Annotated in this window: 26 protein-coding genes; 5 read left to right on the top strand and 21 right to left on the bottom strand. The window is 52.3% G+C overall.

Annotated features, from left to right (window positions below; translation table 11 throughout):
- Positions 1-90: 90 nt before the first annotated feature.
- Positions 91-702: a diguanylate cyclase gene (locus tag AB6T85_RS01215; RefSeq protein ID WP_369894650.1), complete on the top strand. Its 612-nt coding sequence runs from the start codon at positions 91-93 to the stop codon at positions 700-702.
- A gap of 64 nt (positions 703-766) precedes the next feature.
- On the opposite strand, the gene AB6T85_RS01210 is transcribed toward AB6T85_RS01215, so the two are convergent.
- The 7 genes from AB6T85_RS01210 to AB6T85_RS01180 all read right to left on the bottom strand — a co-directional run bounded on the left by AB6T85_RS01210 (position 767) and on the right by AB6T85_RS01180 (position 7,060).
- On the bottom strand, positions 767-946 hold the full coding sequence (locus tag AB6T85_RS01210; protein ID WP_253453698.1) for a con-10 family general stress protein: 180 nt from the start codon (positions 944-946) through the stop codon (positions 767-769).
- A gap of 753 nt (positions 947-1,699) precedes the next feature.
- Positions 1,700-1,978 (bottom strand): hypothetical protein, encoded by a 279-nt coding sequence (locus tag AB6T85_RS01205; RefSeq protein ID WP_253460951.1) that lies wholly within the window; start codon positions 1,976-1,978, stop codon positions 1,700-1,702.
- A 666-nt stretch (positions 1,979-2,644) separates the two neighbouring features.
- Positions 2,645-3,904, bottom strand: coding sequence for a GIY-YIG nuclease family protein (locus AB6T85_RS01200; RefSeq protein ID WP_369894649.1), 1,260 nt, complete (start codon positions 3,902-3,904; stop codon positions 2,645-2,647).
- 532 nt (positions 3,905-4,436) lie between these two features.
- On the bottom strand, positions 4,437-4,886 hold the full coding sequence (ycgN, locus tag AB6T85_RS01195) for a cysteine cluster protein YcgN (RefSeq protein ID WP_253453697.1): 450 nt from the start codon (positions 4,884-4,886) through the stop codon (positions 4,437-4,439).
- Between the two features lie 63 nt (positions 4,887-4,949).
- Positions 4,950-5,609: a fumarylacetoacetate hydrolase family protein gene (locus AB6T85_RS01190; RefSeq protein ID WP_301252788.1), complete on the bottom strand. Its 660-nt coding sequence runs from the start codon at positions 5,607-5,609 to the stop codon at positions 4,950-4,952.
- 29 nt (positions 5,610-5,638) lie between these two features.
- Positions 5,639-6,697, bottom strand: a complete 1,059-nt coding sequence (locus AB6T85_RS01185) for a lytic murein transglycosylase (RefSeq protein WP_253453691.1) — start codon at positions 6,695-6,697, stop codon at positions 5,639-5,641.
- 87 nt (positions 6,698-6,784) lie between these two features.
- Complete coding sequence (locus AB6T85_RS01180) at positions 6,785-7,060, bottom strand: YcgL domain-containing protein (protein ID WP_253453688.1); 276 nt, start codon at positions 7,058-7,060, stop codon at positions 6,785-6,787.
- Positions 7,061-7,215: 155 nt separating this feature from the next.
- Between AB6T85_RS01180 and minC the strand changes: the two genes are divergently transcribed.
- Genes minC through minE form a run of 3 tightly spaced genes read left to right on the top strand, consistent with a single transcriptional unit; the run spans position 7,216 to position 9,037 of the window.
- Positions 7,216-7,908, top strand: coding sequence for a septum site-determining protein MinC (gene minC / locus AB6T85_RS01175; RefSeq protein ID WP_369894648.1), 693 nt, complete (start codon positions 7,216-7,218; stop codon positions 7,906-7,908).
- A 43-nt stretch (positions 7,909-7,951) separates the two neighbouring features.
- Positions 7,952-8,764 (top strand): septum site-determining protein MinD, encoded by an 813-nt coding sequence (gene minD / locus AB6T85_RS01170; protein WP_125287791.1) that lies wholly within the window; start codon positions 7,952-7,954, stop codon positions 8,762-8,764.
- A gap of 3 nt (positions 8,765-8,767) precedes the next feature.
- The gene (gene minE / locus AB6T85_RS01165; protein ID WP_253453681.1) at positions 8,768-9,037 is read left to right on the top strand and encodes a cell division topological specificity factor MinE; all 270 of its coding nucleotides are present in this window, start codon (positions 8,768-8,770) and stop codon (positions 9,035-9,037) included.
- Positions 9,038-9,104: 67 nt separating this feature from the next.
- Here the strand turns inward: minE and rnd are convergent, their stop codons facing one another.
- From rnd to AB6T85_RS01120, 9 genes are all read right to left on the bottom strand, one after another.
- Positions 9,105-10,211, bottom strand: a complete 1,107-nt coding sequence (gene rnd / locus AB6T85_RS01160; protein WP_301729718.1) for a ribonuclease D — start codon at positions 10,209-10,211, stop codon at positions 9,105-9,107.
- Positions 10,212-10,314: 103 nt separating this feature from the next.
- Positions 10,315-11,991 (bottom strand): long-chain-fatty-acid--CoA ligase FadD, encoded by a 1,677-nt coding sequence (gene fadD / locus AB6T85_RS01155; RefSeq protein ID WP_369894647.1) that lies wholly within the window; start codon positions 11,989-11,991, stop codon positions 10,315-10,317.
- 210 nt (positions 11,992-12,201) lie between these two features.
- Entirely contained in the window at positions 12,202-12,801 is a 600-nt protein-coding gene (locus AB6T85_RS01150) for a Slp family lipoprotein (protein WP_253453674.1), read from the bottom strand.
- A gap of 110 nt (positions 12,802-12,911) precedes the next feature.
- Positions 12,912-13,607 carry a tRNA (adenosine(37)-N6)-threonylcarbamoyltransferase complex dimerization subunit type 1 TsaB gene (tsaB, locus tag AB6T85_RS01145; protein WP_253453671.1) on the bottom strand — a complete coding sequence of 232 codons (696 nt, stop codon included), beginning with the start codon at positions 13,605-13,607 and terminating at the stop codon, positions 12,912-12,914.
- 61 nt (positions 13,608-13,668) lie between these two features.
- Positions 13,669-15,570 (bottom strand): DNA repair helicase YoaA, encoded by a 1,902-nt coding sequence (yoaA, locus tag AB6T85_RS01140; RefSeq protein ID WP_369894646.1) that lies wholly within the window; start codon positions 15,568-15,570, stop codon positions 13,669-13,671.
- Positions 15,571-16,069: 499 nt separating this feature from the next.
- Positions 16,070-16,489 carry a DUF4186 domain-containing protein gene (locus AB6T85_RS01135; RefSeq protein WP_253453664.1) on the bottom strand — a complete coding sequence of 140 codons (420 nt, stop codon included), beginning with the start codon at positions 16,487-16,489 and terminating at the stop codon, positions 16,070-16,072.
- A gap of 304 nt (positions 16,490-16,793) precedes the next feature.
- Positions 16,794-17,114 carry a S24/S26 family peptidase gene (locus tag AB6T85_RS01130; RefSeq protein ID WP_369894645.1) on the bottom strand — a complete coding sequence of 107 codons (321 nt, stop codon included), beginning with the start codon at positions 17,112-17,114 and terminating at the stop codon, positions 16,794-16,796.
- A complete protein-coding gene (locus tag AB6T85_RS01125) occupies positions 17,114-17,356 on the bottom strand; it encodes a DNA polymerase V (RefSeq protein WP_369894644.1) in 243 nt (80 codons plus the stop codon). The genes AB6T85_RS01130 and AB6T85_RS01125 overlap by 1 nt, the downstream gene beginning before the upstream one ends.
- 71 nt (positions 17,357-17,427) lie before the next feature.
- Positions 17,428-18,636 carry a tail fiber domain-containing protein gene (locus AB6T85_RS01120; protein WP_369894643.1) on the bottom strand — a complete coding sequence of 403 codons (1,209 nt, stop codon included), beginning with the start codon at positions 18,634-18,636 and terminating at the stop codon, positions 17,428-17,430.
- A 161-nt stretch (positions 18,637-18,797) separates the two neighbouring features.
- On the opposite strand from AB6T85_RS01120, the gene cor reads away from it, so the two are divergent.
- On the top strand, positions 18,798-19,016 hold the full coding sequence (cor, locus tag AB6T85_RS01115; RefSeq protein WP_369894642.1) for a phage exclusion lipoprotein Cor: 219 nt from the start codon (positions 18,798-18,800) through the stop codon (positions 19,014-19,016).
- On the opposite strand, the gene AB6T85_RS01110 is transcribed toward cor, so the two are convergent.
- From AB6T85_RS01110 to AB6T85_RS01090, 5 genes are read right to left on the bottom strand one after another with little or no spacing between them, the layout of a single operon-like run.
- The gene (locus AB6T85_RS01110) at positions 19,011-19,982 is read right to left on the bottom strand and encodes a hypothetical protein (protein WP_369894641.1); all 972 of its coding nucleotides are present in this window, start codon (positions 19,980-19,982) and stop codon (positions 19,011-19,013) included. The two genes, cor and AB6T85_RS01110, sit on opposite strands and share 6 nt — an antisense overlap.
- The gene (locus AB6T85_RS01105) at positions 19,979-23,113 is read right to left on the bottom strand and encodes a TipJ family phage tail tip protein (protein ID WP_369894640.1); all 3,135 of its coding nucleotides are present in this window, start codon (positions 23,111-23,113) and stop codon (positions 19,979-19,981) included. The genes AB6T85_RS01110 and AB6T85_RS01105 overlap by 4 nt, the downstream gene beginning before the upstream one ends.
- Before the next feature lie 8 nt (positions 23,114-23,121).
- Positions 23,122-23,652, bottom strand: a complete 531-nt coding sequence (locus AB6T85_RS01100; RefSeq protein ID WP_369894639.1) for a tail assembly protein — start codon at positions 23,650-23,652, stop codon at positions 23,122-23,124.
- Positions 23,595-24,323, bottom strand: a complete 729-nt coding sequence (locus AB6T85_RS01095; protein ID WP_369894638.1) for a C40 family peptidase — start codon at positions 24,321-24,323, stop codon at positions 23,595-23,597. The genes AB6T85_RS01100 and AB6T85_RS01095 overlap by 58 nt, the downstream gene beginning before the upstream one ends.
- Positions 24,323-25,027 (bottom strand): phage minor tail protein L, encoded by a 705-nt coding sequence (locus AB6T85_RS01090; RefSeq protein ID WP_369894637.1) that lies wholly within the window; start codon positions 25,025-25,027, stop codon positions 24,323-24,325. The genes AB6T85_RS01095 and AB6T85_RS01090 overlap by 1 nt, the downstream gene beginning before the upstream one ends.
- Positions 25,028-25,145 lie beyond the last annotated feature (118 nt).

Here is a 25,145-nt window from a genome sequence, read left to right as displayed (position 1 = left end):
CTGTCATTACTCCGGAAACAGCGCATTATTCTGGCATCTCTGTTTTGTATGGCTATGCTTTATGCATTCTTACACCGATGAGCCGTCGCCATGCAAAATTTTGATCCGCAGATGATGGTGCTGCTTTATTTTGTGCTGCCCGTCTGGCTTATTGCCGGTTTCGCCGACTATTTATGCCACAGAGCCACAAACATAGAGACTACCGCCGGGCTGAAAGAAACCTTTATTCATCTTCTGATGTTTCTGGAGATGGGCGCCCCGCTTCTCGCTGCGCTTTTCCTGGATATCAATGCGCTGGTGATTGGCTTTATGATCGTGATGTTCTTTTGCCACGAAGCGACAGCATTGTGGGACGTCAGCTATGCCGTAACCACCCGGCGCGTATCGCCCGTAGAGCAGCATATCCACAGTTTTCTGGAGATGGTGCCGTTAATGGCGCTGTTGCTGGTGATTTCGCGTCACTGGTCGCAGTTTCTGGCGCTGTTTGGCCTGGGCGCAGAGCCTGCCCGCTTCGATCTTCATCAGCGAGCCGATCCTTTACCTGACGCATATATTTCCTGTGTTCTGGCCGGGATCCTGTTTTTTGAACTTATACCTTATCTGGAAGAATACTGGCGGGGTAAGAAGGCTCAAAAGAAAGTCTATAAAAAGACTAATAACTTCATTTTTTATAAAGTTCAGATAGAGAATTTACCTGTATAAATAAATTTAACCCCGGCATTAAATGCCGGGGCTGGCATATTAAGCGATAAATTTCCGTTCGCTTTTATTCAGACTTGCGTCCGCCGCCGTGGCTATGCTCACCCCCTTTCTTGCCTGCTTCTGATGCTTTTTCACGGTCGTTAGCAAAATTACCTGCGCTATTTTGACCGCCTTTTTTACCTGCCTCAGAGGCTTTTTCACGGTCTTCTGCAAAGTTTCCAGAACCGCCACGATGTTCAGCCATAATCTCCTCCTGAATACAAACTTCATTAGTTAATTGGCAACCGGCTTTTACGCCGGGAATTTCGTGTTGCGTAATTAAGAGTAGATAAAAGCTTTGTATTTGCAAAAGTGTTAACCGCTTCGCTTAATAAAAAATTATACAAGCACACCGACGTGTACAAATTTAAATATAGGGCGCGTGATTTTTTCCGTTCAGGGATAATAATTTATCTAATGGAATAAGAATAACCCCAAAGGTGCAAGAAACAAAAAATTACATTTTGATATTTAAGAAAACACCAATGAAACAGACGAATTACCCTACCTGGCTGGTTACCTTGTCGTTCTTTGCGAATATCTGTGGACAGACTGCTCACTAACAAGCTGTTTTCGTTTAACTTTCTTGGGTGAAACTATGCGAACGGCTGATTTGCACTGCAACAACGTATTGCCGTCGTCTGGCTGTATTGGGCACAAATGTGCAGTCAGGCCAGACGGCGAGCTGATTTTGGCAGCTAACAACGTATTGCCGTCTACCATAAACCCCAATCAGTCCATGGAAAGGTCAGAAATGGCCTGAAGACAGACCCTGAAGCAGTGAAAAGGCCAAATGACGAAGCGCAACGCTAATGCGTCGTGAGCTTGTTTTAAGCGTGCTAAAAAGCAAGCCGGCTCATCTTACGGAATGGGAATAACAGCCGCGCTTAGAAACAGAGCGGGACAACTGTCCCGCAGTCAGTCTACGCTCTTATCATTAAAGTGCGCAGCAGGACAGCTATTGCTGCATGTCAGCAAGCGTTTTTTCCTCGCTCGTCTCCTCGACGACCATGACCAAAGGGCATTTTTTAACCTTACAGGCCTGAGAGTAGGCGAGTTCACAAACCTCACACAGATCGCGTACCTCTGATTCGTATTCATATTCCATAAAATAACGAAACGTAGCGCTGCGCGATGCTGTTCTCCAGAACCTCTGCTGTTCCAATATTTCATCAAGCTGCCTGAAAGTCAGGGCTGAAGGGTTATGGAAACCCACTCTCACACGGTATGTAGTCATACCCTGATTATTTGCAGAGTGACGCAACTTATCCAGGCGGTGCTGATTCTCATTGAGATAGGCAAAACCTAAACTGCGTAGTCAGGTAGCAGCAGTTTAACCCTGGTAGCTGGAGGATGTGGCCTTCTCTGCCAAACCAGAGGCCGGTCTCGCTATCAGCGGGCGCAGAGGATGCTCTTACGCCTAGCCTGCGCTGAATATATGGTTTCAAAATCAAGGCGAATACAATCAGCAGTAGAGATCGAAGACATTTGCTTGTTCTCAACTAATCCTGACAAATCACCCTGCCAGTAAAAGTGGCAGCTCACCATCCCGTCCTTTCATAATCTGTGACACTACCACATTAACAATTAGCGTTTATCGAGAATGGAAACCTTAAGCGCATCGCTACCGGATTTGAATTATGAGCCGATAAAAGGGGCACGTTTGAAGGTTAGAAGGTTAGAAGGTTAGAAGGTTAGAAGGTTGGAAGGTTAGAAGGCACAAGAGTATGGGATTTTTCGTCATTATTCCGCCGTCAAAAATTGACATGTCGGGCCAAAAAAAATAATCACCCCTTCCTTTTCTGGGGAAATAATGATACTCCTGAAGCCTTTTGTTAATTGAGGTATTCTGGCTTACATTACTCAAGAAAAACCCGCCGAAACGGGCTTTTACTTTAAATCATCATGCCATAGAAGGTTCATTAATCGAAATTAATTCTTCACTCATTTCTAAAGAGCGATAATATTGAAGCGCAGCGGGGTTAACTATATAATCAACTTTTCCATGATTCTTCTCCACGCACTCAATGATTTTCCCTATATCGGCTTTAAAAAACTCCTTGCGAAGATTTACTTTATTTATGCGTTCCCCGCTGAGCATTTTATGTAACTTAGCTTCCAATGCTGGTGCATCATCACAACTAATCATTGCATGGACATCAAATTCAAATGGTACACTAGCTCCGCTTAACTCAGAAACACGGTCAAAAGGTTCCAGACGTCGAGTCATGCCGATTTTAAATACATTCTCACCAAATGATCCTATGTTAGATATTATGTAGACATGCCCTTGCTTAGTCATCTGAGCTAATGATTTAGCCCTCTCGTATCGCTTGTGTACTTCTTCAATTTCTTGCTCAAGCTTGCGCCGGGTTTCTTCCAGCTCTAGTCTATGCTCTTCATCAGCTGCTAATAATGCTTCGTCAATAGCTTTTCGACGAGCTTCCAGCTCCTGTTCTTTTAGTTCAGTCTCTAATTGTTCTTTTTCAAGCTCTTCAGCACGCTGCCTTTCTTCCCGCATCTGACGTTTTACCTCATTTTGGGCTTCTCGCTCATCCTGCAACTGCTGAAGCGCTGATACTTTATCCCGGAATTCTTTTTCTACGACATCCCAGTCAGCATTGTCTTTAAGCTCGAAGTAGTCGTATTTAGCAATTAACGACTGATAAATAGAGGTTTCTTTTCTTATATCTTCTAGCTTTTTCTCAAAGTTCCTCAATGTTATTGAGTTAAGCAAGGTTTTCCTTTTAAATCGATAGGTGTCGTCCAAAACCCGCTGGATTTCTTCCTGTGCATTTTGATGTTGATCTTTAAATATCTTTTCAAAATCAAAGGCAAAATCTACAGCCTTATTGAAAATGGCCTTACTTCTATTTTGATGGAATGCAATTGATTTATGGAGCTCATCCAGAAGCTTTCCATGCTCAGCCTCACGATAAATGTCACGATTTTTATATTTTCCAATGGTTTCGTTTTTTTCTTTTATGGCCGCATCTATTGCTTCTTCTTTTTCAGTGACCTCCTCATTAATTCGGTTATAAAATACGGCCTCAAGCTTAGCGTTTTTTTCATCATATCTTTTTTTTAGAATTTTATAAGTAATAAACCAGGCACATAAAGCCCCAACACCAAAAATAATCAGCAACAGGTAAAGCGCGTCCATTTCAAAACCTCATGTTATAATCAAGTGTGATGAAAATATAACATGCCCTTCTCTGTAAACGCCATTGAATGTTAAGATTTCATGAAGTAAATCAATAATTATGGAGATGTAAACAAACCATTCCACTGCTCTTCAGGCAATTATTCGTCTCATAAACTTGCGACCGATCCACTATGCAGCAGACCGCCTCAATGTTGAAAATGGTTTTGCCATGGTGCTTTTCTTTACAACGCAGGGGATAGCGCTGATAAGACAAGGAGTTTTAATCAAAATGAGCTCCTGCAAACGATAGTGGAAAATCTACGGAAAAGAATAAAAGGAGGGAGGTAACTAATCGCGGAAGCCCACAACTTCATCGCTCAGCAGGCGGACCACGCTCCGTTACAGATGATGTTCGCCATGTGCGGCCAATCAAACAGATAAGCAAAAACAGCGTGGATCAGACTGGCCTTTTAAAGGCCAAATTCACTCGCGATGCCCCACCCATGCTCCAGAGCAGCGCCAGTTAGTTAAAAACACCTTTCAAATCAATCTACTTGCCGTACCAGCGCGGCTTATTGATGATGTGATCTTCCCAGTCCTGCACTTCGCTTTCGCGCACGGCAATATGGCGAACAGAAATACGTGCCGCGTGCATCGCCGCCTTGCTGCCGCTGCGCAACGGATGCCAGACGGGCAGATTCTTACCTTCGGCCAGCACCCGGTAAGCACAGCTCGGCGGCAGCCAGGAAAACGTCGGCAGGTTATCGCGCGTCAGCTTGATACAGTCTTCTTCCAGCTCAAAGCGGCGTTCGTAGTTACGGCACTGGCAGGTTTTAATATTCAGCTGATTGCAGGCGACGTTAGTGAAGTAGATTTCATCCGTATCGGCATCCTGCAGCTTGTTCAGACAGCACTGGCCACAGCCGTCGCACAGGGATTCCCATTCCTCATCGCTCATTTGCTCCAGCGTCTTTTGCTGCCAGAAAGGGGTATCACTCATTTTGCTGTCCTGTTTAGTTAAAAGCCCGCACCTTATAAACAGTTCGGGCCTGAGTTGCAAGTCTTACAGCACGCGCGTCGCCACGCCGCGTCCGCCCAGCGACACTTCCAGCGTATCGCCAGAGGACATCGGGCCAACGCCTTCAGGCGTGCCGGTCAGGATAATATCGCCCGCGCGCAGCGTGAAGAACTTACTCATATAGGCAATCAGCGGCAGGATTTTATGGATCATATCCGCAGTGGAACCCTGCTGACGCACTTCGCCATTGACGATCAGCTTTAGCTCGATATCCTGCGGATCGGCGCCCAGCTCGCTGGCGGCAATAAAACCGGAAACCGGGCAGGAATTGTCGAAGCCTTTCGCTTTTTCCCACGGCTGTCCCGCTTTTTTACAGCCGGCCTGCACGTCACGCAGCGTTAAATCCAGCGCCACGCCGTAGCCTGCAATAGCTTTCGCCACGTGCTCTTCCGTTGCCTGTTTCAGCGTGGCGCCAATCAACACTGCCAGCTCAACTTCATGATGCACCGCGCCCAGATCTTTCGGGATCGACAGCGGCTGACGAAGATCGCACAGCGCGGTTTCCGGCTTGATAAACAGGACAGGCTCAGCAGGCGTCGCGCTGCCCATCTCTTTAATATGTTTTGCATAGTTGCTGCCTACGCAGACCACTTTGCTCACCGGGTAATCTAATAAAGCGCCCTGCCAGTTATGATGCTGATACATACTGTTCCCCTGCCTGTTTGCGTGAGTGGTCAGTGGACCACATCCTGTTGAGAAATGGCGTCGGCCATCATGCCGATACTGATGGCGAAATAATATGATCGGTTCCAGTGCATAATGACGCGGAAGTTGTCGTAAACCATAAAGGCCCGGCCCGGCGCGTCGTCGGGCAAAATAATCCAGCTGCGCTGCGCATTATCCGGCAGCGGCGCATCATCGCTGAAGCGTACGCCCAGTTTTTGCCAGTCGCCAACCGATTTCGCCTGGTCGGTTTTCAGCCCTGCCTGCGCTTTAGCAAAATCGACCGGCAGGATCACCTCCTGGCCCCAGCGCCCGCCGGGCTTCCAGCCTTCCGTTGCCAGATAGTTGGCCGTAGAAGCAAACACATCCTCCACGTTATTCCAGATATCGATTTGCCCGTCGCCGTCGCCGTCCGCGCCGTAGCGCAGGAAAGAAGAAGGCATAAACTGATTCTGCCCCATCGCGCCAGCCCAGGAGCCTTTCATCTGCGCCGCGCTGATATGCTGCTGCTGAATAATCCGCAGCGCCGCCATCAGCTCTTTGGTGAAGAAGGCTTCGCGGCGTCCTTCAAAAGCCAGCGTAGAGAGCGCAGAGACGATCTCTTCTTTTCCCTGGATTTTGCCGAAGCTGCTTTCCATCGCCCAAAGCGCCACTATATATTCCGGCTGCACGCCATAACGCTGGCTGGCCGTTTGCAGCTGCGGCAAATACTGCTGGAAGTTTTCGCGCGCACGCTGCTTTTTCCATTCCGGCAGCACGCGCGTCAGATAGTCGTCCAGCGTGACTTTCTTTTCTAACTGGTTACGGTCGGCAGAAATAGCGCGGTCGACGAAATGAATATTGCTGAAGGCAGTGTCGATAGTGGCGGCATCTATGCCCTGCTCCCGCGCCTGGCGCTTAAGCTCCTCGACATAGGCGGGAAACTCCGCCGGATCGCGCCCGGTTGCGGCCAGCGTGGTTTTCTGCTGCGCCGGCGCGGCGTTTTTTTTCTCAAGGGCTTTACTGTTCTTGCTGGCACAGCCGGCCAGCAGCAGGGAAAAAATAAGCGTGGTGAAGAGAGGTTGCTTCATAAAAGGCCCTTTTTACGTGCTTCCCGCCGTCAATAATATCCGGCGGGAAGAAAAGCGGTGGGAAAATAGCTTGCAGATGATTCCTAATTAATCTTTTTTACCTTTTTCCAGATGCATCTTAAGCAGACTTTCCATCGGCGGCGGCACCTGTAAATAATAACCTTGCTCCAGCAGCGCCGTTTTCACTTTTGCCTGGTCCGCATTGGCCAGGCGTTTACTGCCGTCCAGCGGCAGGACCATCGCCAGCTGGGGTTTACCAAATCCCTGAAGCAGTTCAGCAGGCACGCGCGAGAAATCGTCTTTTTTTTCAACATAAAGATAAGTCTGGTCACGTTTAGGACTTCTGTAGATCACACAAAACATATTTTTTACTCGAATTAACCTGGTCGGTGGCTTGCCTGAATATAGCAGTAACTATAACATGCTTGCTGAACTTCGGAATATCGTCCGGGCGCGATTAACCGTCACTCTGACGGAGATTTCGCCGGGATTTGAAATAACAGGACTGAGCGGGACAGATGTCACAAACGCCAATCGAGTTAAAGGGCAGCAGTTTTACTCTGTCTGTAGTTCACTTACATCACCACGATGCGGATGTGGTGCGCCAGGCGCTTCAGGATAAAGTCAGCCAGGCTCCCGCTTTCCTGAAAAACGCGCCGGTTGTGCTGAATGTTTCCACCTTAAACAGCGAGGTTAACTGGCGGCAAATGCAGCAGGCTATCGCGTCGACCGGCCTGCATATTGTCGGCGTCAGCGGCTGCAAAGACGAGGCGCTCAAGCGCATGATTGTTCGTGCCGGCCTGCCGCTGCTGTCTGAAGGCAAAGAACAAAAGCCCGCGCCTGAAGCGCCGGAACCGGCTAAGCCCGTTGAGATCCCGGCGGCCAGAACGCGCGTCATCAACGCGCCCGTTCGCTCTGGCCAGCAAATATACGCGAAAAACAGCGACCTGATCGTCACCAGCAGCGTCAGCGCGGGTGCCGAACTGATAGCCGACGGCAATATCCATATCTATGGCATGATGCGTGGCCGGGCCTTAGCCGGGGCCGGCGGCGATCGCGACTGCCAGATTTTTTGCACGAATTTATCCGCAGAGTTAGTGTCCATTGCCGGTGAGTACTGGATTATGGACCAAATCCCTGCTGAATTTTTTGGAAAAGCGTCACGTCTTTGCTTAAAAGATGGCGCCCTGACTATACAGACACTGAACTGAGCCAGGCTCACGAGCCCTTTCTTTTCTTAAGGAAAATTATTATATGGCACGCATTATTGTTGTTACATCGGGTAAAGGAGGCGTGGGCAAAACCACGTCCAGCGCGGCCATCGCTACCGGTTTAGCCCAGAAAGGTAAAAAAACCGTCGTGATCGATTTTGATATCGGTCTGCGAAATCTCGACCTGATCATGGGCTGTGAGCGCCGGGTAGTCTACGATTTCGTTAACGTCATCCAGGGTGACGCCACGCTTAACCAGGCGCTGATTAAAGATAAGCGTACTGAAAATCTGTTTATCCTGCCTGCTTCGCAGACGCGTGACAAAGATGCCCTGACCCGCGAAGGCGTGGAAAAAGTGCTTAACGATTTGGCCACGATGGCGTTTGATTTCATCGTATGCGATTCACCGGCGGGTATTGAAACCGGCGCGCTGATGGCGCTCTATTTCGCTGACGAAGCCATTATCACCACCAACCCGGAAGTCTCCTCTGTCCGCGACTCCGACCGTATTCTCGGCATTCTCTCTTCCAAGTCTCGCCGCGCGGAAAACGGTCAGGATCCGATTAAAGAACATCTGCTGCTCACCCGTTACAATCCGGGGCGCGTTAGCCGCGGCGATATGCTGAGCATGGAAGACGTGCTGGAGATCCTGCGCATTCCGCTGGCGGGCGTGATCCCTGAAGATCAGTCCGTGCTGCGCGCATCTAACCAGGGCGAACCGGTCATTCTGGATATCGATTCCGACGCGGGCAAAGCCTATGCCGATACCGTCGATCGTCTTCTGGGTGAAGAACGTCCCTTCCGCTTCATTGAAGAAGAGAAGAAGGGTTTCCTGAAACGCCTGTTTGGGGGATAAAACATGGCCTTACTTGATTTCTTTTTATCCCGTAAAAAAAGCACAGCCAATATAGCCAAGGAACGGCTGCAGATTATCGTGGCGGAGCGCAGGAGGGGCGACGCCGAGCCTCACTATCTGCCGCAGCTGAAAAGAGACATTCTGGAAGTTATCTGCAAATACGTGAAGATCGATCCGGAAATGCTGAGCGTTAAACTGGATCAGAAAGATGACGATATCTCCATTCTGGAGCTTAACGTGACGCTGCCCGAGGCAGAAGAAACCCCGAAATGAGCCTTTGCCACGCCTGACTTTCCCCTGCCTGTTTGCAGGGGAAAAGGGCTGCGGGCAGCCCGCGTCGTTAGTAGTCTGCCAGCAACGCCAGAATGTCGTCGCGCAGCAGATCGCCCCGCCAGCCGTCGAGCAGCTCCGGCGTCCCCATCGGTTTCAGCTTCCAGTGCCAGTTCAGCAGCTGATTAATCTGCCGCCGCGAGGCCAGCAGTTCCTGACTGACGCCGTTTTTCTCCGCCGCTTCCGCCATTAGTGCCTTCAGCGCTTTAAAGACTTTTTTATAGGCGGGATTGTCGATCAGGTTAGCGACCGGCTCTGGCAGTTCGCTTTCCGGCAGCGCATTGGCCTGCGCCACCATCGCCACCAGCGCCTTGCCGTGGAATCGTATTTCCTGGCCGCCCAGGCCAAGGTGATCCAGTTCGCCCAGCGAACCCGGCATATACCGCGCCACCTTCCAGAGGTTCTCTTCCCGCACCACAAAATTCACGGCCATGTCTTTTTCACGCGCCAGCTCCAGACGCCATGCGGCCATCAGGCGCAGCGCGGCAAGCTGGCGAGGACGCAGCTGCCAGGCATTGGCGATGTCGCGCCAGGCCTCTTCCGGCACCACAACGGTACGGCGACGCTGACACAGCAGGCCACACTCGTTCAGCGCGGCGTCGAGCCGACCGGCAGCTTCGGCTTCCGCCATCAGTTTCTGCGCAATCGGCAGCAGATACCAGACGTCCGCGGCGGCATAGTGACACTGCTTTTCCGTCAGCGGACGCGCCAGCCAGTCGGTGCGCGATTCGCTCTTATCCAGCGCGATGCCGGTAAAAGATTCCACAATGGTGGCAAAACCGCAGGAGAGCGGCCGGCCGGTGAAAGCAGCCAGGATTTGCGTATCAATCATCGGTTCCGGCAGCACGCCATACTCATGCAGGAAAACTTCCAAATCCTCGCTGCCCGCGTGCAGATATTTAATGACGTTTTGATCGAGGAGCAGCTCACGAAACGGCGTCCATTCGCTGATGGGAAGCGGATCGATCAGTGAAACCCGCTCGCCGTCAAACAGCTGAATCAGTCCAAGGCCGGGATAATAGGTGCGGGTGCGAACAAACTCGGTGTCCAGCGCCACGGCGGGAACCTGACGGGCGGCCTGGCACACTTCGGCCAGCGCCTCGTTGGTGGTTATCATGGTGTAATTCAAGGTGATCCTCTCGCTGCGGCTTCATGTGCCTCAGTGTGGTTCAATAAAAACGCCGGCTTAACCGGCGTAGAAGTTACTAGCGTGCGCCTGACTACGGCGTCGTTTTTGCCGACGCGTCGCGCAGCTCGCGGCGCAAAATTTTGCCGACGTTGGTTTTCGGCAGCTCGTCGCGGAATTCGACAATCTTAGGAATTTTATATCCGGTCAGATGCTTCTTACAGTGGGCGATTAACTCTTCTTTGGTCAGCGAGGCGTCTTTTTTTACCACGCAGATTTTCACCGTCTCGCCTGCTACCGTATCAGGAACGCCTACCGCCGCCGCCTCGCGCACTTTGGGATGCAGCATAGCCACATCTTCGATCTCATTAGGATAAACGTTAAAACCGGAAACCAGAATCATATCTTTTTTCCGATCGACGATGCGAATAAATCCTTCCGCATCGACGGTAACAATGTCGCCGCTGTGCAGCCAGCCGTTTTTCAGCACCTCGCCGGTGGCCTGCGGATGGTTCCAGTAACCCGGCATAACCTGCGGCCCTTTAATGCAAAGCTCGCCCGGTTCGCCCGGCGCCACCTCGTTACCCTCGCCGTCCACGATGCGGATATCGGTCGACGGCACCGGCAGGCCGATGCTGCCGCTGTGGTAACGGATATCGTAAGGATTCACCGAAACCAGCGGCGAACACTCCGTCAGGCCATAACCTTCCAGCAGATAATGACCGGTAAGTTTCTCCCAGCGTTCGGCAACGGCTTTCTGCACGGCCATGCCGCCGCCCGCCGACAGCGACAGGCTGGAAAAATCCAGCTGCTGGAAGTCTTTGTCGTTCAACAGCGCGTTAAAAAGCGTGTTGACACCGGTAATGGCGGTAAAGCGGTTTTTCCCCAGCTCTTTCACCAGCCCCGGAATATCGCGCGGATTGGTGATCAGCAGGTTCGCCCCGCCCAGATCGATAAACAGCAGGCAGTTCACCGTCAGCGCAAAAATATGATAAAGCGGCAAGGCGGTCACTACCGTTTCTTCGCCCGCTTTCAGCAGCGAGCCATAGGTCGCCTTGGTCTGCTCCAGGTTGGCCTGCATATTGCGATGGGTCAGCATCGCCCCTTTCGCCACGCCTGTCGTCCCGCCCGTATACTGCAAAAATGCCAGATCGTCATTCACGATCGCAGGCCGGACATACTGCATCCGGTAGCCTTCTTGCAGCACGCGACGAAAGGAGATAGCGCCTGGCAGATAGTATTTCGGCACCATCCGCTTGATATAGCGCACCACAAAATTAACCAGCGTGCCCTTAGCCGGGGAAAGCTGGTCGCCCAGCCGGGTGAGGATCACGTGCTTAAGCTGCGTTTTCGCCACCACTTTTTCCAGCGTATGGGCGAAGTTTGACACGATGACGATGGCGCTGGCGCCGCTGTCGTTAAGCTGGTGCTCCAGCTCGCGCGGCGTATAGAGTGGATTGACGTTAACAACAATCATGCCTGCGCGCAGAATGCCAAACAGCGCAATCGGATACTGCAACAGGTTGGGCATCATCAGCGCGACGCGATCGCCCTTTTTCAGTCCCAGTCCCTGCTGGAGATACGCGGCGAAAGCCCGGCTGCGCTCTTCCAGTTTACGATAGGTCATCGCCTGGCCCATATTCATAAAGGCGGGCCTGTCGGCATAACGGTTAGCGGCGTGTTCGAAAAGATCGATCAGGGAAGGATAACGATCGGCATCGATTTCTGCGGGAACATCTGCAGGGTAGCGGTTCAGCCAAACCTTATTCAAGGAAACACCTCGGAAACTCAACGTTGTCGTCATCACAACCTCTTAACTGCTCCATCTGTTAACATTATATTAACTCAGCGTACCAGTTTGCTGGCCCGTTCCGTTTTGAGGTTGCGAAGCATATCACTAATTTCTTCTCGTTTTGAGAAGCTAAAAAATAACCCGACGGCCGGAAACCAGCCGTCGGGTCTGTAACGCTCGGTCTGAGCGCTATTCGGTCAGGATAGTTTGCACTTCCGCTGGCCCTGGATTATAGAACATCATTCCCGGCGGCGGGCCCCAGTAGCCGCCACGATGGCGACCGCGCGGCGGGCCATACCAGATCCAGGGATCCATCGGCGGCTGCGGTGAAACAACCTGCTGCGTCAGGCGCCAGCGCTGATAGCCCGTCACGGCGACCGTGACAAACTGGTAGCTCGCCTGGCCGATTTCGCCCTTTTCCGTGCCTTTGATCGTACCGACAACCGTCACCATCTGATTATTGAGGTCGACAGGATCGACAAAGCCGTTGATATCCGCATAAATACGGCCAATCGACGGACTGCCCAGCAGCGGACGCGCAAAATCGTCCAGCCGCATGGCGGCAATCTCCAGCCGGGTCGAGCCGTTCTGATTGGTGACCTTCACCACCTTGCCGCCAAAGCGCGACTCCTGGCCGACATACAGCTGCGGCGCATTCAGCACCCGCGCCAAATCCTGCTGCGGCGTAGGCGAATGCCCTTTGACGGAATCCGGCACGCTGGCGCAGCCCGCCAGCAGCAGGGAAATTAACAGCAAACTACCTGACCGCAATAACCGTTTATTACGCATAAAAACTCTCCAGGGATACTACTCACTTTGACTCCTTTCGGGCCAATTAGTTGCTGAGTTTTTCTCTGCCCGGCTCGTTTCACGCAGCTTAAGGCGCGGCTTGGCCAGACTTATTCCCTGCCCGGCAGCTTTTTCCAGGTGACTTCGTTGCGCAGGTAGGTCGGTTCCGCCTCTTCCGGCAGCACCGTATTGCCTGCCGCCAGCTCAAGCGCCGCCAACGGGATCATATCTTCCGCACAGGGCAGCGTTACCTCGGTCGCCTGTAAGGTCAGCGTACTCTCCGCGCTCAGCTGCGGATACGCCTGCCAGCCGGTTCCCACCATCGCCCAGCTACCGTTCAGCTGCGTCATACGCGCCAACGCGTCCTCTGGTTTGAGCACCGCTTCGGTCTCTTCTCCCTGCCAGACGCCCTGCTCGTCGCGCTGATACTGCGCCCAGTACACTTCGCCCATGCGCGCATCTATCGCGGCCAGCACGCGATCGGCGCCCTGTAAACGCCAGGCGCTCTGCGCCATGGTCTTCAGCGTCGACACGCCGATTAACGGCAGCGCCGCGCCCAAAGCCAGCCCCTGCGCGATGCCGGTTCCGATACGGACGCCGGTAAAGCTGCCCGGCCCTTTACCGAAGGCCAGTCCGTCCAGTTCGTTCAGGGTCAGCGCTTCTTGTTGCAGCTGCGCCTGCACCAGCGGCAGGATACGTTGCGTATGTTCGCGGGCGCACAGCTCAAAATGCGCCGTGACCTTGCCATTATTCAGCAACGCGACCGAACAGGCCTCGGTGGCCGTATCAATAGCTAAAATTCGCATGGATTTTTACCTCAGGCGGGACAAAATTTTCGGCGCGCAGCATAGCATACTGCGCGGGTAATTACTGCGGCCGCAGGAAATCCACCGCCTGTTGAATATCCCGCGTACGCGGCGTGGGCGGCAGGCTGTTCAGAAACACCGCGCCGTAGGGACGCATCACCAGGCGGTTATCGCAGATCACCAGCACGCCGCGATCGTCAACGTCGCGGATCAGGCGGCCGACGCCCTGTTTAAGCGTGATAACCGCGTCCGGCAGCTGCACCTCGTCAAACGGATCGCCGCCGCGCAGCTTACAGTCTTCCATGCGCGCTTTCAGCAAGGGATCGTCAGGCGAGGTAAACGGCAGCTTGTCGATAATGACCAGCGACAGCGCATCGCCGCGCACGTCCACCCCTTCCCAGAAGCTACTGGTCGCCACCAGCACCGCGTTGCCTGCCGCGATAAACTGTTTTAACAGCTCGCCTTTGCTGGTTTCTCCCTGTAGTAATACGGGCAGCGTCAGCATGGCGCGGAACTGCTCGGCCAGCTCGCGCATCATCTGATGCGAGGTACAAAGGAAGAAGCAGCGGCCGTTGTTAGCCTCGATCAGCGGCAGCAACATGCGCGCCAGCTGTCTGGCGCCACCGGGCTGATTGGGCGAAGGCAGATTGCGCGGCACGCACAGCAGCGCCTGGCTGGCGAAATCGAACGGGCTATTAAGGATCAGCGTTTCTGCGCCAGCGACGCCCAGCCTTTCAACAAAGTGGGTCATCTGCTCATTTACCGCCAGCGTGGCGGAGGTGAAAATCCAGCTGGCTGGGCGCTCGTCCATTACTTCCCGGAAGCGATCCGATACCGACAGCGGCGTCAGCGCCAGCACAAAATGGCGGCTGTTGCACTCATACCAGTAGCTGAAACCGGGCTGCGAGACATCTTTCAGCCGCTTCAGCCTGCCGCGATAGAGCGCCGCCCGTTCAAAGGCCGCATCCAGCAGCGCCGAACGGCCCAGCGACAGCTTCGCGACGTCATAACAAAGCTCCAGCGCATCGTCCAGCAGCAACAGCGCGCGCTGAATATTGGCGTTATTAAGGACTTCCCGCAGATTGCCGCGAAAGCCGGGATCGCCCAGCGCCAGGCGGAAATCCTGCGCGCTTTGCGCCAGCCGATCTGCAGATTTTTGCAGCTGCTGGGCGTCACGCACCTCGGTGCGATAGGCGATGGTGATGTCTTTGGCGAGATCCAGCAGCTGCTTGTTGGAAAGCTGCTGGCCGAAGTACTGGCTGGCGATATCCGGCACCTGATGCGCTTCATCAAAGATCATCACGTCCGCCTCCGGGATCAGCTCCGCAAAACCGCTCTCTTTTACCACCATATCGGCCAGAAAGAGATGATGGTTCACCACCACCACATCCGCGTCCATCGCTTTGCGGCGCGCTTTCACCACGAAACAGTCCTGATAGAGAGGACAGTCGCTGCCCAGGCAGTTGTCATTGGTGCTGGTGACCAGCGGCCAGACCGGGCTGTCTTCCGCCACGCCGCCGCAGGTGCTGATATCACCGTCCACCGTTTCGCTCGACCAGCCGCGCAGGTGCACCAGATCGCTCATCGCCTGCGCCGCCAGCTCGCCGCCCGCCATCGACTGCTGCTCCAGCCGCTCCAGGCAGAGGTAGTTCGAGCGCCCTTTCAGCAGCGCCAGTTTCCCTTTAAATGCTAATGCACGGGCGACCGTAGGCAAATCGCGGCTGTAAAGCTGATCCTGAAGCGCTTTAGATCCGGTAGAAATAATGACTTTTTTACCCGAGCGCAGCGCCGGTGCCAGGTAGGCATAGGTTTTGCCGGTTCCGGTGCCCGCTTCTACTATCAGCTCGCGCTTGTTATCGATGGCCGTTGTGACCGCCTCCGCCATCAGGCGCTGAGGTTCGCGTGGCTTAAAGCCTGGAATGGCCTGCGCCAGCGCGCCGTCTGCTGCAAAATCGTTTACCACGTATCCTCACCGCCCGTTAAAAAAAGCAGGCTATTATGGCAGTATTACCGTAAGGATACAAACCAATACAAATCAAAAGGTTATAGCTGAATCAGGCATGTTATGCCGCGAACGGACACAAAGAAAGGGGGTCAGAAAAGGAGGAGGCTGCGCCACTGTAGCGAGGCGCTTATAGTATTAACACTGCTTTATTTTCCCTGGTGAAAGAATCATCTTTAGCGGTGTGGGTAAGGCCAGCTATGATCCCAGCCCGACGCCGAAAGCAAGCCGGTCGCGATAAAATAGACCAGCAAAACCGCAAAAACGGCTATGGCTATTTTTTCAATTAAAACAATAATCTTAGAAGATTGCATACGAATACCCCTTATTTTACCAGTGGGTTTGCCTGCCAGAGCAAAACTAGAATGTTACCGGTAAAATCGCAAGCCTTTCCCTTTATCAATTCAATTAACTTTGTTAATGCATATTTCGTTTTTATAGCCACATCCCGCCACGGGCCTTACAGCAGCCTGAGCTGTTTATCCTTTGTCGGGTCTTTTTTGCGGCGCGGCGCGGGAGGCTGCGGCCGCTGCATCTCCAGCCGCAGCCAGTGCAGGATCGCCTGCACAACCCACGCCTGCTGCGCTGCCGTTAGCGGCTGGTGCGCAGGTATCTGGTGCCATTTGCTCAGGCAGCCGCGACAGCAGGTGGCCGTGGCATGCTGGGCAATAAATACCGGATGACCGCGCATCGGCGTTTGCTTGCCGTCATTAACAGGCTCTGCGGGAGCAAGGCGCTCACGAATAAAGTCAGCAGCATGCGCGACGATCTCCTCTTCGCCCTTGTCCAGGCAATAGCGGTATTCGCGGTGGCCTAAATGGAATTTTTGCCGAAACGGCGAGCGCGACAGGCGCAGAAAAAGATCGTCAATGGCGGGCATAATCAATCCAGGCAGAAAAAGTAAGGCAGAGCGCCAGCATAGCATTCTCCTGCCGCCGACAGGAATGCTGAGGGATGACAACCACGCAGGCATTATGCCAGGCTATCGGCCACTAAAGTGATAACAAGAGAGAACCTGATGCCTATTGATCGTCTTGACCCGGAACACCGCATGTCGGAAGCGACAATTCATACTTTAAATCAATAAATTACCGCATCCTGCCGCGCTCACACGTCCCATGATGACAAAACATGCAAAGGCTTGGAAAAGGTCACAAGCCTTTGCGTGTCCCAGATCTGTCTCATCAAAATGGCAGCCGGTCATCCCACACTTTCATCACCTGCAGAACGACTACGCCATGGATCAGCAGGTCGTCCAGCACCGAACCTTCAATCGCATCTCCGTCCGGCGTGATTATCGCCCGGCCCATCATCTTGCCGATCCCCTGCTCCCCGAACAGCTCGTAGCAAACCTCATCGCCTGGTGCCGGATTCAGAGACGAGTCTACAACATAGCTCAGATTGCCGCGCTCAATGAGGAAGGTCGCGGATGGATGCAGGATGAACAGATTGTTCAAATCGATGCGTGACTCAACGTAGTCCTGCGCCGGTGACTGGAAGCCCATCAAAAGTCCCCGTTGTTGGGATTGAACAGCTGAAAAGTCCGGCGGTCGCCCTCTTCAGTCGATACGTCCTTAAAGCTGCACTGGTAGATTTCTATCCACTCATTAGCTTGGCGCAGCGTCCAGATATGATTGTACTTTGCCAGGTTCTGTACAAAATCCACTGTAGTGACCGTGCGGCGGCCCTGTGGGCTTATTTTGATGCTTTCTCTGTATGCCGTCCCGATATCGTCATAGCGTGCCATATGCCCTCCTTTATTTACTGTTTTTATATACAGTAGTTCAGACCTGGGCAGCATGGCAACTGGCTGAATGGTCAGGCGTCGAGTCCGTCGATGGCTTTCATGCGGGCTTTCAACTCGTTAATTTCTGTTGACTGGTTGTCGATAATTTCCTGTTGGGCTTTGACGGCACCTACCAGCCTACTCAGCAGCGGCAGCATTTCAACACCCCAGATGTCCAGAGGCTTGAGCGCCATGTCATCAGCGACTTCATACAAGTCTTGCGCTATAAAACCGCGCTTTATGCTCTTGTCTTCGCGACCGTCATCCCAGACAAACGCCGCCGGTTTTACTGACATTATTTTTTTAAGATCGTCTGCGTAGTCGATGTCATAATCGATATCTTTCTTGAGATTTCTGTCAGACGTCGTAACTGAAACGTACCCGACATTGTTGTTGTTAATGAACCAGTTCAGTGTGCCGTTATAAAGCATGTTCCAGTAGTTGTTTACTTTCACACCATTTGATCCAGCCCCTGCAATGCCGTTCTTAAAGAGAACTGGAGCGCCGCTCATTGTGATAGTGCTGAGGGTAGAATCAGGAGTAAATTCGAGTGCGCCATTTGCGCCATCACCTATTAAATATTTAGGTGCTCTGAAGTTAGCGCCAAGCAATGCGACATTACTCGCATCATATTGAACGAACCTTGATGTAGTTGAGGTGCTGTTGTTGTATAAGAAATTCATAGATGGAGCGGCAGCTTTAATATTAACTCCGCCAAATGTAGGCGTGTCTGTAGCTCCAATACCCAGGGCAACTAACGCATCAGCTTTAGTTTTTGCCCCGGTGCCGCCCTGCGAAATAGCGACCGCACCGTTCGTCAAATCTGCTTTGCCGGCAATCAGGTTAGTAATTGAATTCCACGATGGGCCGCTGTATGTGCTCCCGTCTGGTAGTTTGACGGTGACATTGCCGGTACCGCTGTAAACCTGCTGCCAGTTGGCCTTATCAAGATTCAGCCCTCGAATGGCGCGCGCTGTATCCGCAGCTATTTGAGCTGTAATGCCTACAAGCGTCTGATTTGCAACCGCCGACCACGCCGCGCCGGATGCTGTAGGGCCAGTGTATGCTGCGTTAAGCGTCAAGGCGGTATCTGATTCGATTGATTTGACACCTAGTGTATACGTAACCCCGCCGACCACCACGACAATAAAATCATTCGCATTCAGGTTTGATTTAAATCCGGTTCCGGTTCCCGATACCGCTGTAGAGTTGTTCGTTAATGCAATAGTTCCTGCCGCCATAGTTTTCTCCTTGTATAACCAGGTTCGCCGCGTGGTGTCGGCCGAAAATATAGATGGGTATCTTAAGCCAATTAGCCGATATGGCACTAAATTAATGGTTTAATCTTTGCTTTAAAGAGAAAATAAATGTTATTAAATACCTCCAAACAAAAGGAAATTAGATGAAAAAGATTATCACTATCATTATCAGCCTATGTTCACTTTCTGGATGCGTTTCCGGCTCGCCTCCGATTTGCTATAACAAAGCAAATATCACCAATCATGTTTATGACATTGCCGTCTTTAAAAAAGAGGACTCCCGTTATATGGCCGGATATCCTTTTTATACATGGACGGATAAATCACAGTTCGTAGACACGTCAGAATGTGACAAGCTATAAGCCCAGCGCCTGTCTGTAATAAGCGTCGTAAACATTGCATTCAATATAACCGATAGTTCCTGCCACCCAAGTTGCTGGGCGCGAGCTGCCGGTTACCTGATTTTGCTGATAGCGGTCATTGGCCGTTACAGCATAGTTACCTGCAGAATTCACCCCACCGCTGGCGCACTCAAACCACTGTATTCCGTTTCCGGGGAATGCCGGATCGTTCATTTGGAAGACACAGGAAGTCACACCGTTTGTCGAAGCAAGAGGTACAGATGATGTCGTGGTTCCCCCGTTTAAAATGGACATTTTTAACGGCAGGCAGTTGTTATGCCAGACCAGCTGACCTTGCCGGTAAAGGAAGAAGCCCCAGCTCGGTGCGTTAACCATCATCTTTGCAAACAAGTAAATTCTACATGTCTGCATTGCATTCAGACCTGTGTTACCCCTGAATTTCAATGACCAGTACCCGTTCTGATTTACTTCTTCCCACCAGACATGGTCATAACCTCCATTCAGGTCACGATGAAAGGCGATCATCGGCACGGATGCAGGTACATTTGTTTGCAGGATTTGTCCGTACCCCGGCGTCAGGTCAATCACCTGAGCCAGGTTATAGGGAGTAAAGTCAGGTGCTATTTTGAAGGTGGGCGGATTCGTGCTGTAGTCATAAAGCGTGAAGCCGAAATAAAGATTGCTGCCAGCACCAGAAACGGGCGTGGCAGTAACCATCATTTTGCACGGATTGGCTACATTCCATGACACCGCCTGCCCGTTTACAGATACTGAATAGCTGCGTGAGTCCGTTCCAGCTGCGGAAAACGTATTCATCAAGGCCGCAGAAAGGGTAAAGCCGGGAAGCGAATATGTTTTGCTGCCAGAGCCAGAAACATCAATAACATCTGCAACAAAGTTATATGACATAGCATTAAGGACGTCAAGTGACGTTCCTTTTATAAAAGCCTGAAATCCCATGCTCATAATCGCTGTCCCATCACTGCTACAGCATTATTATTTTCATCGTAGGAAATAATACGATTGTTTGTAACTCTTAACCTTCCTTGCCCCGCGACCGCGCCGTTCATTTCGAAAGTCCCGTCTGATTTCATGATTGTCCCGGTTTGTCCCGCCACGTAATTTGCCGAATACCATGATCCAATTTTAGCGAGAGTTATTGACGCATAGTTTATGAAAGCGTCGTTGATAAACACTTGTCCATTTACAGTCGCAAAAGCCAGCTGATAGCTGCCCGGGGTATTACCCGAATAGATACCAAATTGATCCGCACTGAAAGCAACTGTCGATTTATAGCCGCTTCCTGACGGCTCAATTCCCATCGCCATGCCGGTCTTGTAATACTGGCCGCCCCTTAAGATTTGCAAGCCGACATCATAAAACGCACTGGAGGTGCCATCAGAATTAACTGTCGCCGTCAATTTTTGATTTACAGAAGAGGTCAAATCGCCAATTTGCGCCTGCACCAGCGTACTCTGCTCCGCCATTGCTTTATTAACATCAGCAATGGTCGTGCGCACGGTCAGAATATCGGCTCTCACCTCTCCATATTGCTGAAACTGGTGATCGACTGATGAGTTATTGTCGAGAGCATTTTGCAGCATACCTTCAATATTCGTGTCGATTTGCCCGCTCAGGCGCTCAAACGTCTCTGATTTCCTGATTTGCTCATCAATATAATCAATCATGCCAGGGATATCAGCCGATGCCTGCCCGCTAACCTCAACGAAAGGAGAAACACCAAACGCATTTTTGGTGCGAACATACATGTAATACGTTTTGTCGGCCTTTAGCCCGTGCAATGTCCATTGCGAGGCTCTGCCGAGGAATTGCGCCTCGCTCTCGACGTTACCGATGCTGCCTGCCGGCACTTCTCCGGTGAACCAGAATTCAAACGAGGTATCAGTCGTGGCCGTTACGCTCATAACCGGCACGATATCGGCTGAAAATATGCCGGGCGTCCACTGGATGAATGTTGGTGCACCGGGTGCGCCTATCACCAGGCTTACCTGTGTCTCCGCGCCTTTCATGCCATTCTCATTGCGTCCACGCACGCCAAGTGTATAACTGCCAGCATCCAATCCGTAAAAATCATAACGGAACTGGTCGGTTTCATACTGCGCAACCACGGCACCTACATCGTTATAAACATACAGCTCGAACACAATTTTTTTCGTTAGCGTGGCTGTTTCCCACGTCGCTGTTATCTGAACAGTCTCGCTGTTGGTGTTGATGATCCGCAGGTTTTCGATGTTCGGGACGCGATACCCGTTGAGTGTATCGTTCGGGATATCGAAAACAGCGCCCTCGTCTACTATCGCCTGTTTGTTCGGGTCGTACAGCGTTGCGGAGATGGAGTAAACCGAATTGTTATCATCCTCTGATACGCCCATCACACGGAAAAGGCGAGTCGCGACAGAACCGGTTGAGATGACGAATATCGTACCGTTTTTTACCCAGGCGGGCGTGCTGCGGAGCGTGATCACTTTGCCATTGACGCTGGCAATTTGATGTTTGATGAACTTGCCATCAGAACCCATAATGGACATTGTATCGCCGCCACCGGCCTGCTCTGATACATCGGCATCAACGGTAATAACCGCGCCACTGTGGGAGATGATGCGGCCACCGAGGCGAGTCGCAGCGTAGTTATTGTCCGCAACCTCAATAACGTCGCCAGGCATAAAGGCGATCGCGTCTCTCGCCATTTTGAATGTAACTTTCTTTATTTCTCTTTTAGCTGTTTCCAATAGCCATTTACCGGCGCGGAACGCCTGGCCACGCGATGTACAACCGAACGCTTCCAGCGTCGTTTCGTTGTAACCGTATCGGTCAATCATCTCATCGTCGGAAACATACTCCTTCACCTGCTCCCAACCGTTATCCGGATCAGTCCATGAAACTACAACCGCGTTAAATCGCTCGCTGCGTTTCATTGAGCTGTATGTGAAAAAGCCGTCAACAACATTGGCGTTAGTCACCGGTGCTACAGGGTCTTTTGGGTTGTCGAGCATGATGGAGAAACGCAGGCCATCCCAAAGCGCAATGCCCCGGAACATCCCGGCGATATCGTCCAGCAGGTCGCGTGCGCTCTTTTGCTCAGTGACATAGGCGTTGAGCGTGAAGCGTGGTTCCTTGCCACCATAACCATCGTCTACCAGCTGATCGCAGAACTGCGACAGAACGTACAGGCTGCCGTCGTCAACGTCGATGTATCCGGCACGCTTTGCCAGCCCGTACCGCGTATTCTTCACCAGTGCGCGGAAAATCCAGGCGGGGTTATTTGTCCAGGCAGACTTGAAACCACCCAGCCAGATACCGCCATATGTACGAGCAACCGGATCATAGTTATCCGGCACATCGACAATTATCCCCCGCAGATGATAGGTGCGAGTCGGCGTGTCGGTGTACTGGTCACGGTCCACAACACAGCCGGCCACCGCCGCATAAGGGTATGACAGGTTGTCGTCAGTGATTTCAGTAAAGCTGTTCCAGACGGTGCCATTTGATAGCAGGTCGCTTGTGCTGTCGGCAGTTATGCGGCGCAGGCGGATATCAAAAGGCTTCGTGTCCGGAGCATCAATCAGGTGCGCTTCCAGGTACTCGCCAGATATTTTACCGGTTATCGTGACCGTTTTTGCCGTCTGCCATGAGCTATTACCGGTGCGCGTCTCAATCACCATCGTTACCGAGGCGTTCTTCTGGTTTCCTTTCGAGTCCTGCTCTACCAAACCAGAAACGCCGATATTCATGCGCACTCGCGTCACGTCAGTATCTGTAACCGTCCTGACAAGCGGCGTGCTCTGCGTTACAGCAGCATTAACGATGGTCGTTGACTCGATAGCAGAAAAACCGGTTATTGGCGCCTGTGTAGCAGAGCCAGGCCGCCAGGCTACACTCACGCCGTTGATGCTCACGTTTCCGGAGGCGTCAGTGACAGGTGTTTTGTTCAGCATGAATGATGAAAGGTGACTCTGGTCTACCGGCCCGTAAATTGGCCCTTCACTGATCAGGTCGAGAACTTTAAGAAACTGCTTTGATTTGAGGTTATCGTCGAGAAGTTTTGCAGTGCTGCCACCGCCGCCGCCTGAGCTCATGTGTCACCTTAGCTGATGGAGATCGACCAATCCTGATTGTTCGAAGTGTCGATACCGAGGGAAATAACGTTAGAACCCACTACCATCTCACCGAGAAGAAGTGGCACCGGGCGCCCCTGGCCGATCCGGTTATCCACGCTGGTAAATGAGTTGTTCGTGATTGAGTTGGATTGCGCCGAATCTGCGCTTGTTTTCGTCTTCATGTGCGATGTCATGTAGAGCGAGTACGCTACCGAGGCCACCGTTACGGCTACCAGCGCCCACACCGCAAACCCGGCTGCTGCAAATGCGCCTTCTACGATCGGCACGAAAAGAACCGTTGCACCGTCCCGCAGATGCCTGTCCATATGGAGCACCAGGGTGTCGCTTGATACGTCAGTGCCATCGACACGCATCCTGATCCGTGTGCGATAGAAGTCGCGCTTGAACGCCGGGCATTGGGCCAGCAACAGGCGCAGCCCCTGTGAAGGCGTATCAACGTTTAAAGCGATCTGGCGGAAATGTCGTCGAAGACTCCCCGCAAATCTAAATTTGAGCATTGCTCGTGCCTCCATATGGAGTGGGTGAGTTTTATGTATGCTTGCCGGTAAGGCTCGCGGCAGCTAAGGCGTCCGGCCTGCTCATGATGCAGGACAGTGTTATCGCCCAGCCAGATCATTGCGTGGCACGGGTCAGACTCAGGAAACGCACGCCGGATGATGACGTCGCCAGGCTGGATATCTGCCGCTGATATCTCACGAAAGCCATTGGCCGCCAGGTTGTTGAGATACAGGTTCTCGCCTCGAACCCACCAGCCGTTTGAGCGCTCGAAATCGGGTAAATCGATACCGCAAAGGTGGTATGCATCCCTGAAAAGCGTGTAGCAATCAGTAACGCCGTGCTCAAAGCTGCGGCCAAGCAGATGTGGGACAGGTCGAAATTTACGGATCCTGCCGCCGCTGGCTAGCCACCAGTCAACACCAGTAGCGCTCTGCGCCTGCCGGTCAGCACCGGAAAGCACCAATTTATCCATTGGGTGAGAATGAAAAACGGCGGTGATTTCTCCCGCCGCTTCTGCTTCTAACCAGTCATCATCACTTATCCGAAAATGCCGATCCGGCTCAGGATGCGTATTTCTGCATCGCATCAGGCGTTCGCCATCGATAATCAGTCCGCAGACTTCATCGACAGATGCCGCGGCAAACTCCAGGCATTCTTGTTCTATGCTCATCAGGACACCTTGCTAGATCCGGGGAAACCGCCGAACGGCTTCGGGTTAGGCTTCGGATAGCGGAACTCGCAGCCGCGCAGGTGCTTTGAGCATTTGTCTTTTGACAGGTCAGAGGTCGGATTGTCTTTCTCGTCCGCTACCGCCGGGCCGGAATAGCCGCAGCCGTCGCCGCGATAAACCCACTGGCATACATCAGCCAGAATGGTACGCGCCGGGATAATGGCGTTGTCGCAGTCAACCGGCGTGGCCAGGTTATATGTCACCGTCTCGAACGTCTCTTCTGCCATTTCTTCAATGACGTAGCGGGACACGGCTTCCATCGTCGGATCAGCATCGGCGTTACCGTTCGGGAAGTTGACCGCATCAAGATGCTTTACAAGCACCTGCCGGCGCGTTACTACCGCACCAAGCGCATCATCAAAATCGTGGTTGATGCCGGTAATCAGGCCCGAGATGTTCGCCACCTTCATCGTCGGGCGAGAATAGGTTCCCTCTGACTTGGTTTCAAAACCTTCAACCGCGATTGGATAGGCTGAGTACTGTCGGCCCTGCCAGATGACGTTACCGTAATAGCCGTTCGTGCCTGCATGGAAGCGGATGACATCGCCGCCGAACGCCTGTAGATCGACTTCGAACAAGTCGAGCATCGCGCCTACGCCAGCATCGGTGCTTTCGATGATTAGTTCTGCTGGGATATCTCTCATATTCAGCTCATAAAAAAAGGCCACACTATGGCGACCGCTGGTTAGTTACTGATCGAATATCAGGATTTCGCTGATAGACCGTTAAGGATATGTTGAGTATTCAGCCCGTCCATGTTCG

This window comes from Erwinia aeris (assembly GCF_041224955.1).
Taxonomy (GTDB): domain Bacteria; phylum Pseudomonadota; class Gammaproteobacteria; order Enterobacterales; family Enterobacteriaceae; genus Erwinia; species Erwinia aeris.
Note: the sequence above shows the minus strand (reverse complement) of the source record. Positions and strands in the feature narration are given on the sequence as shown.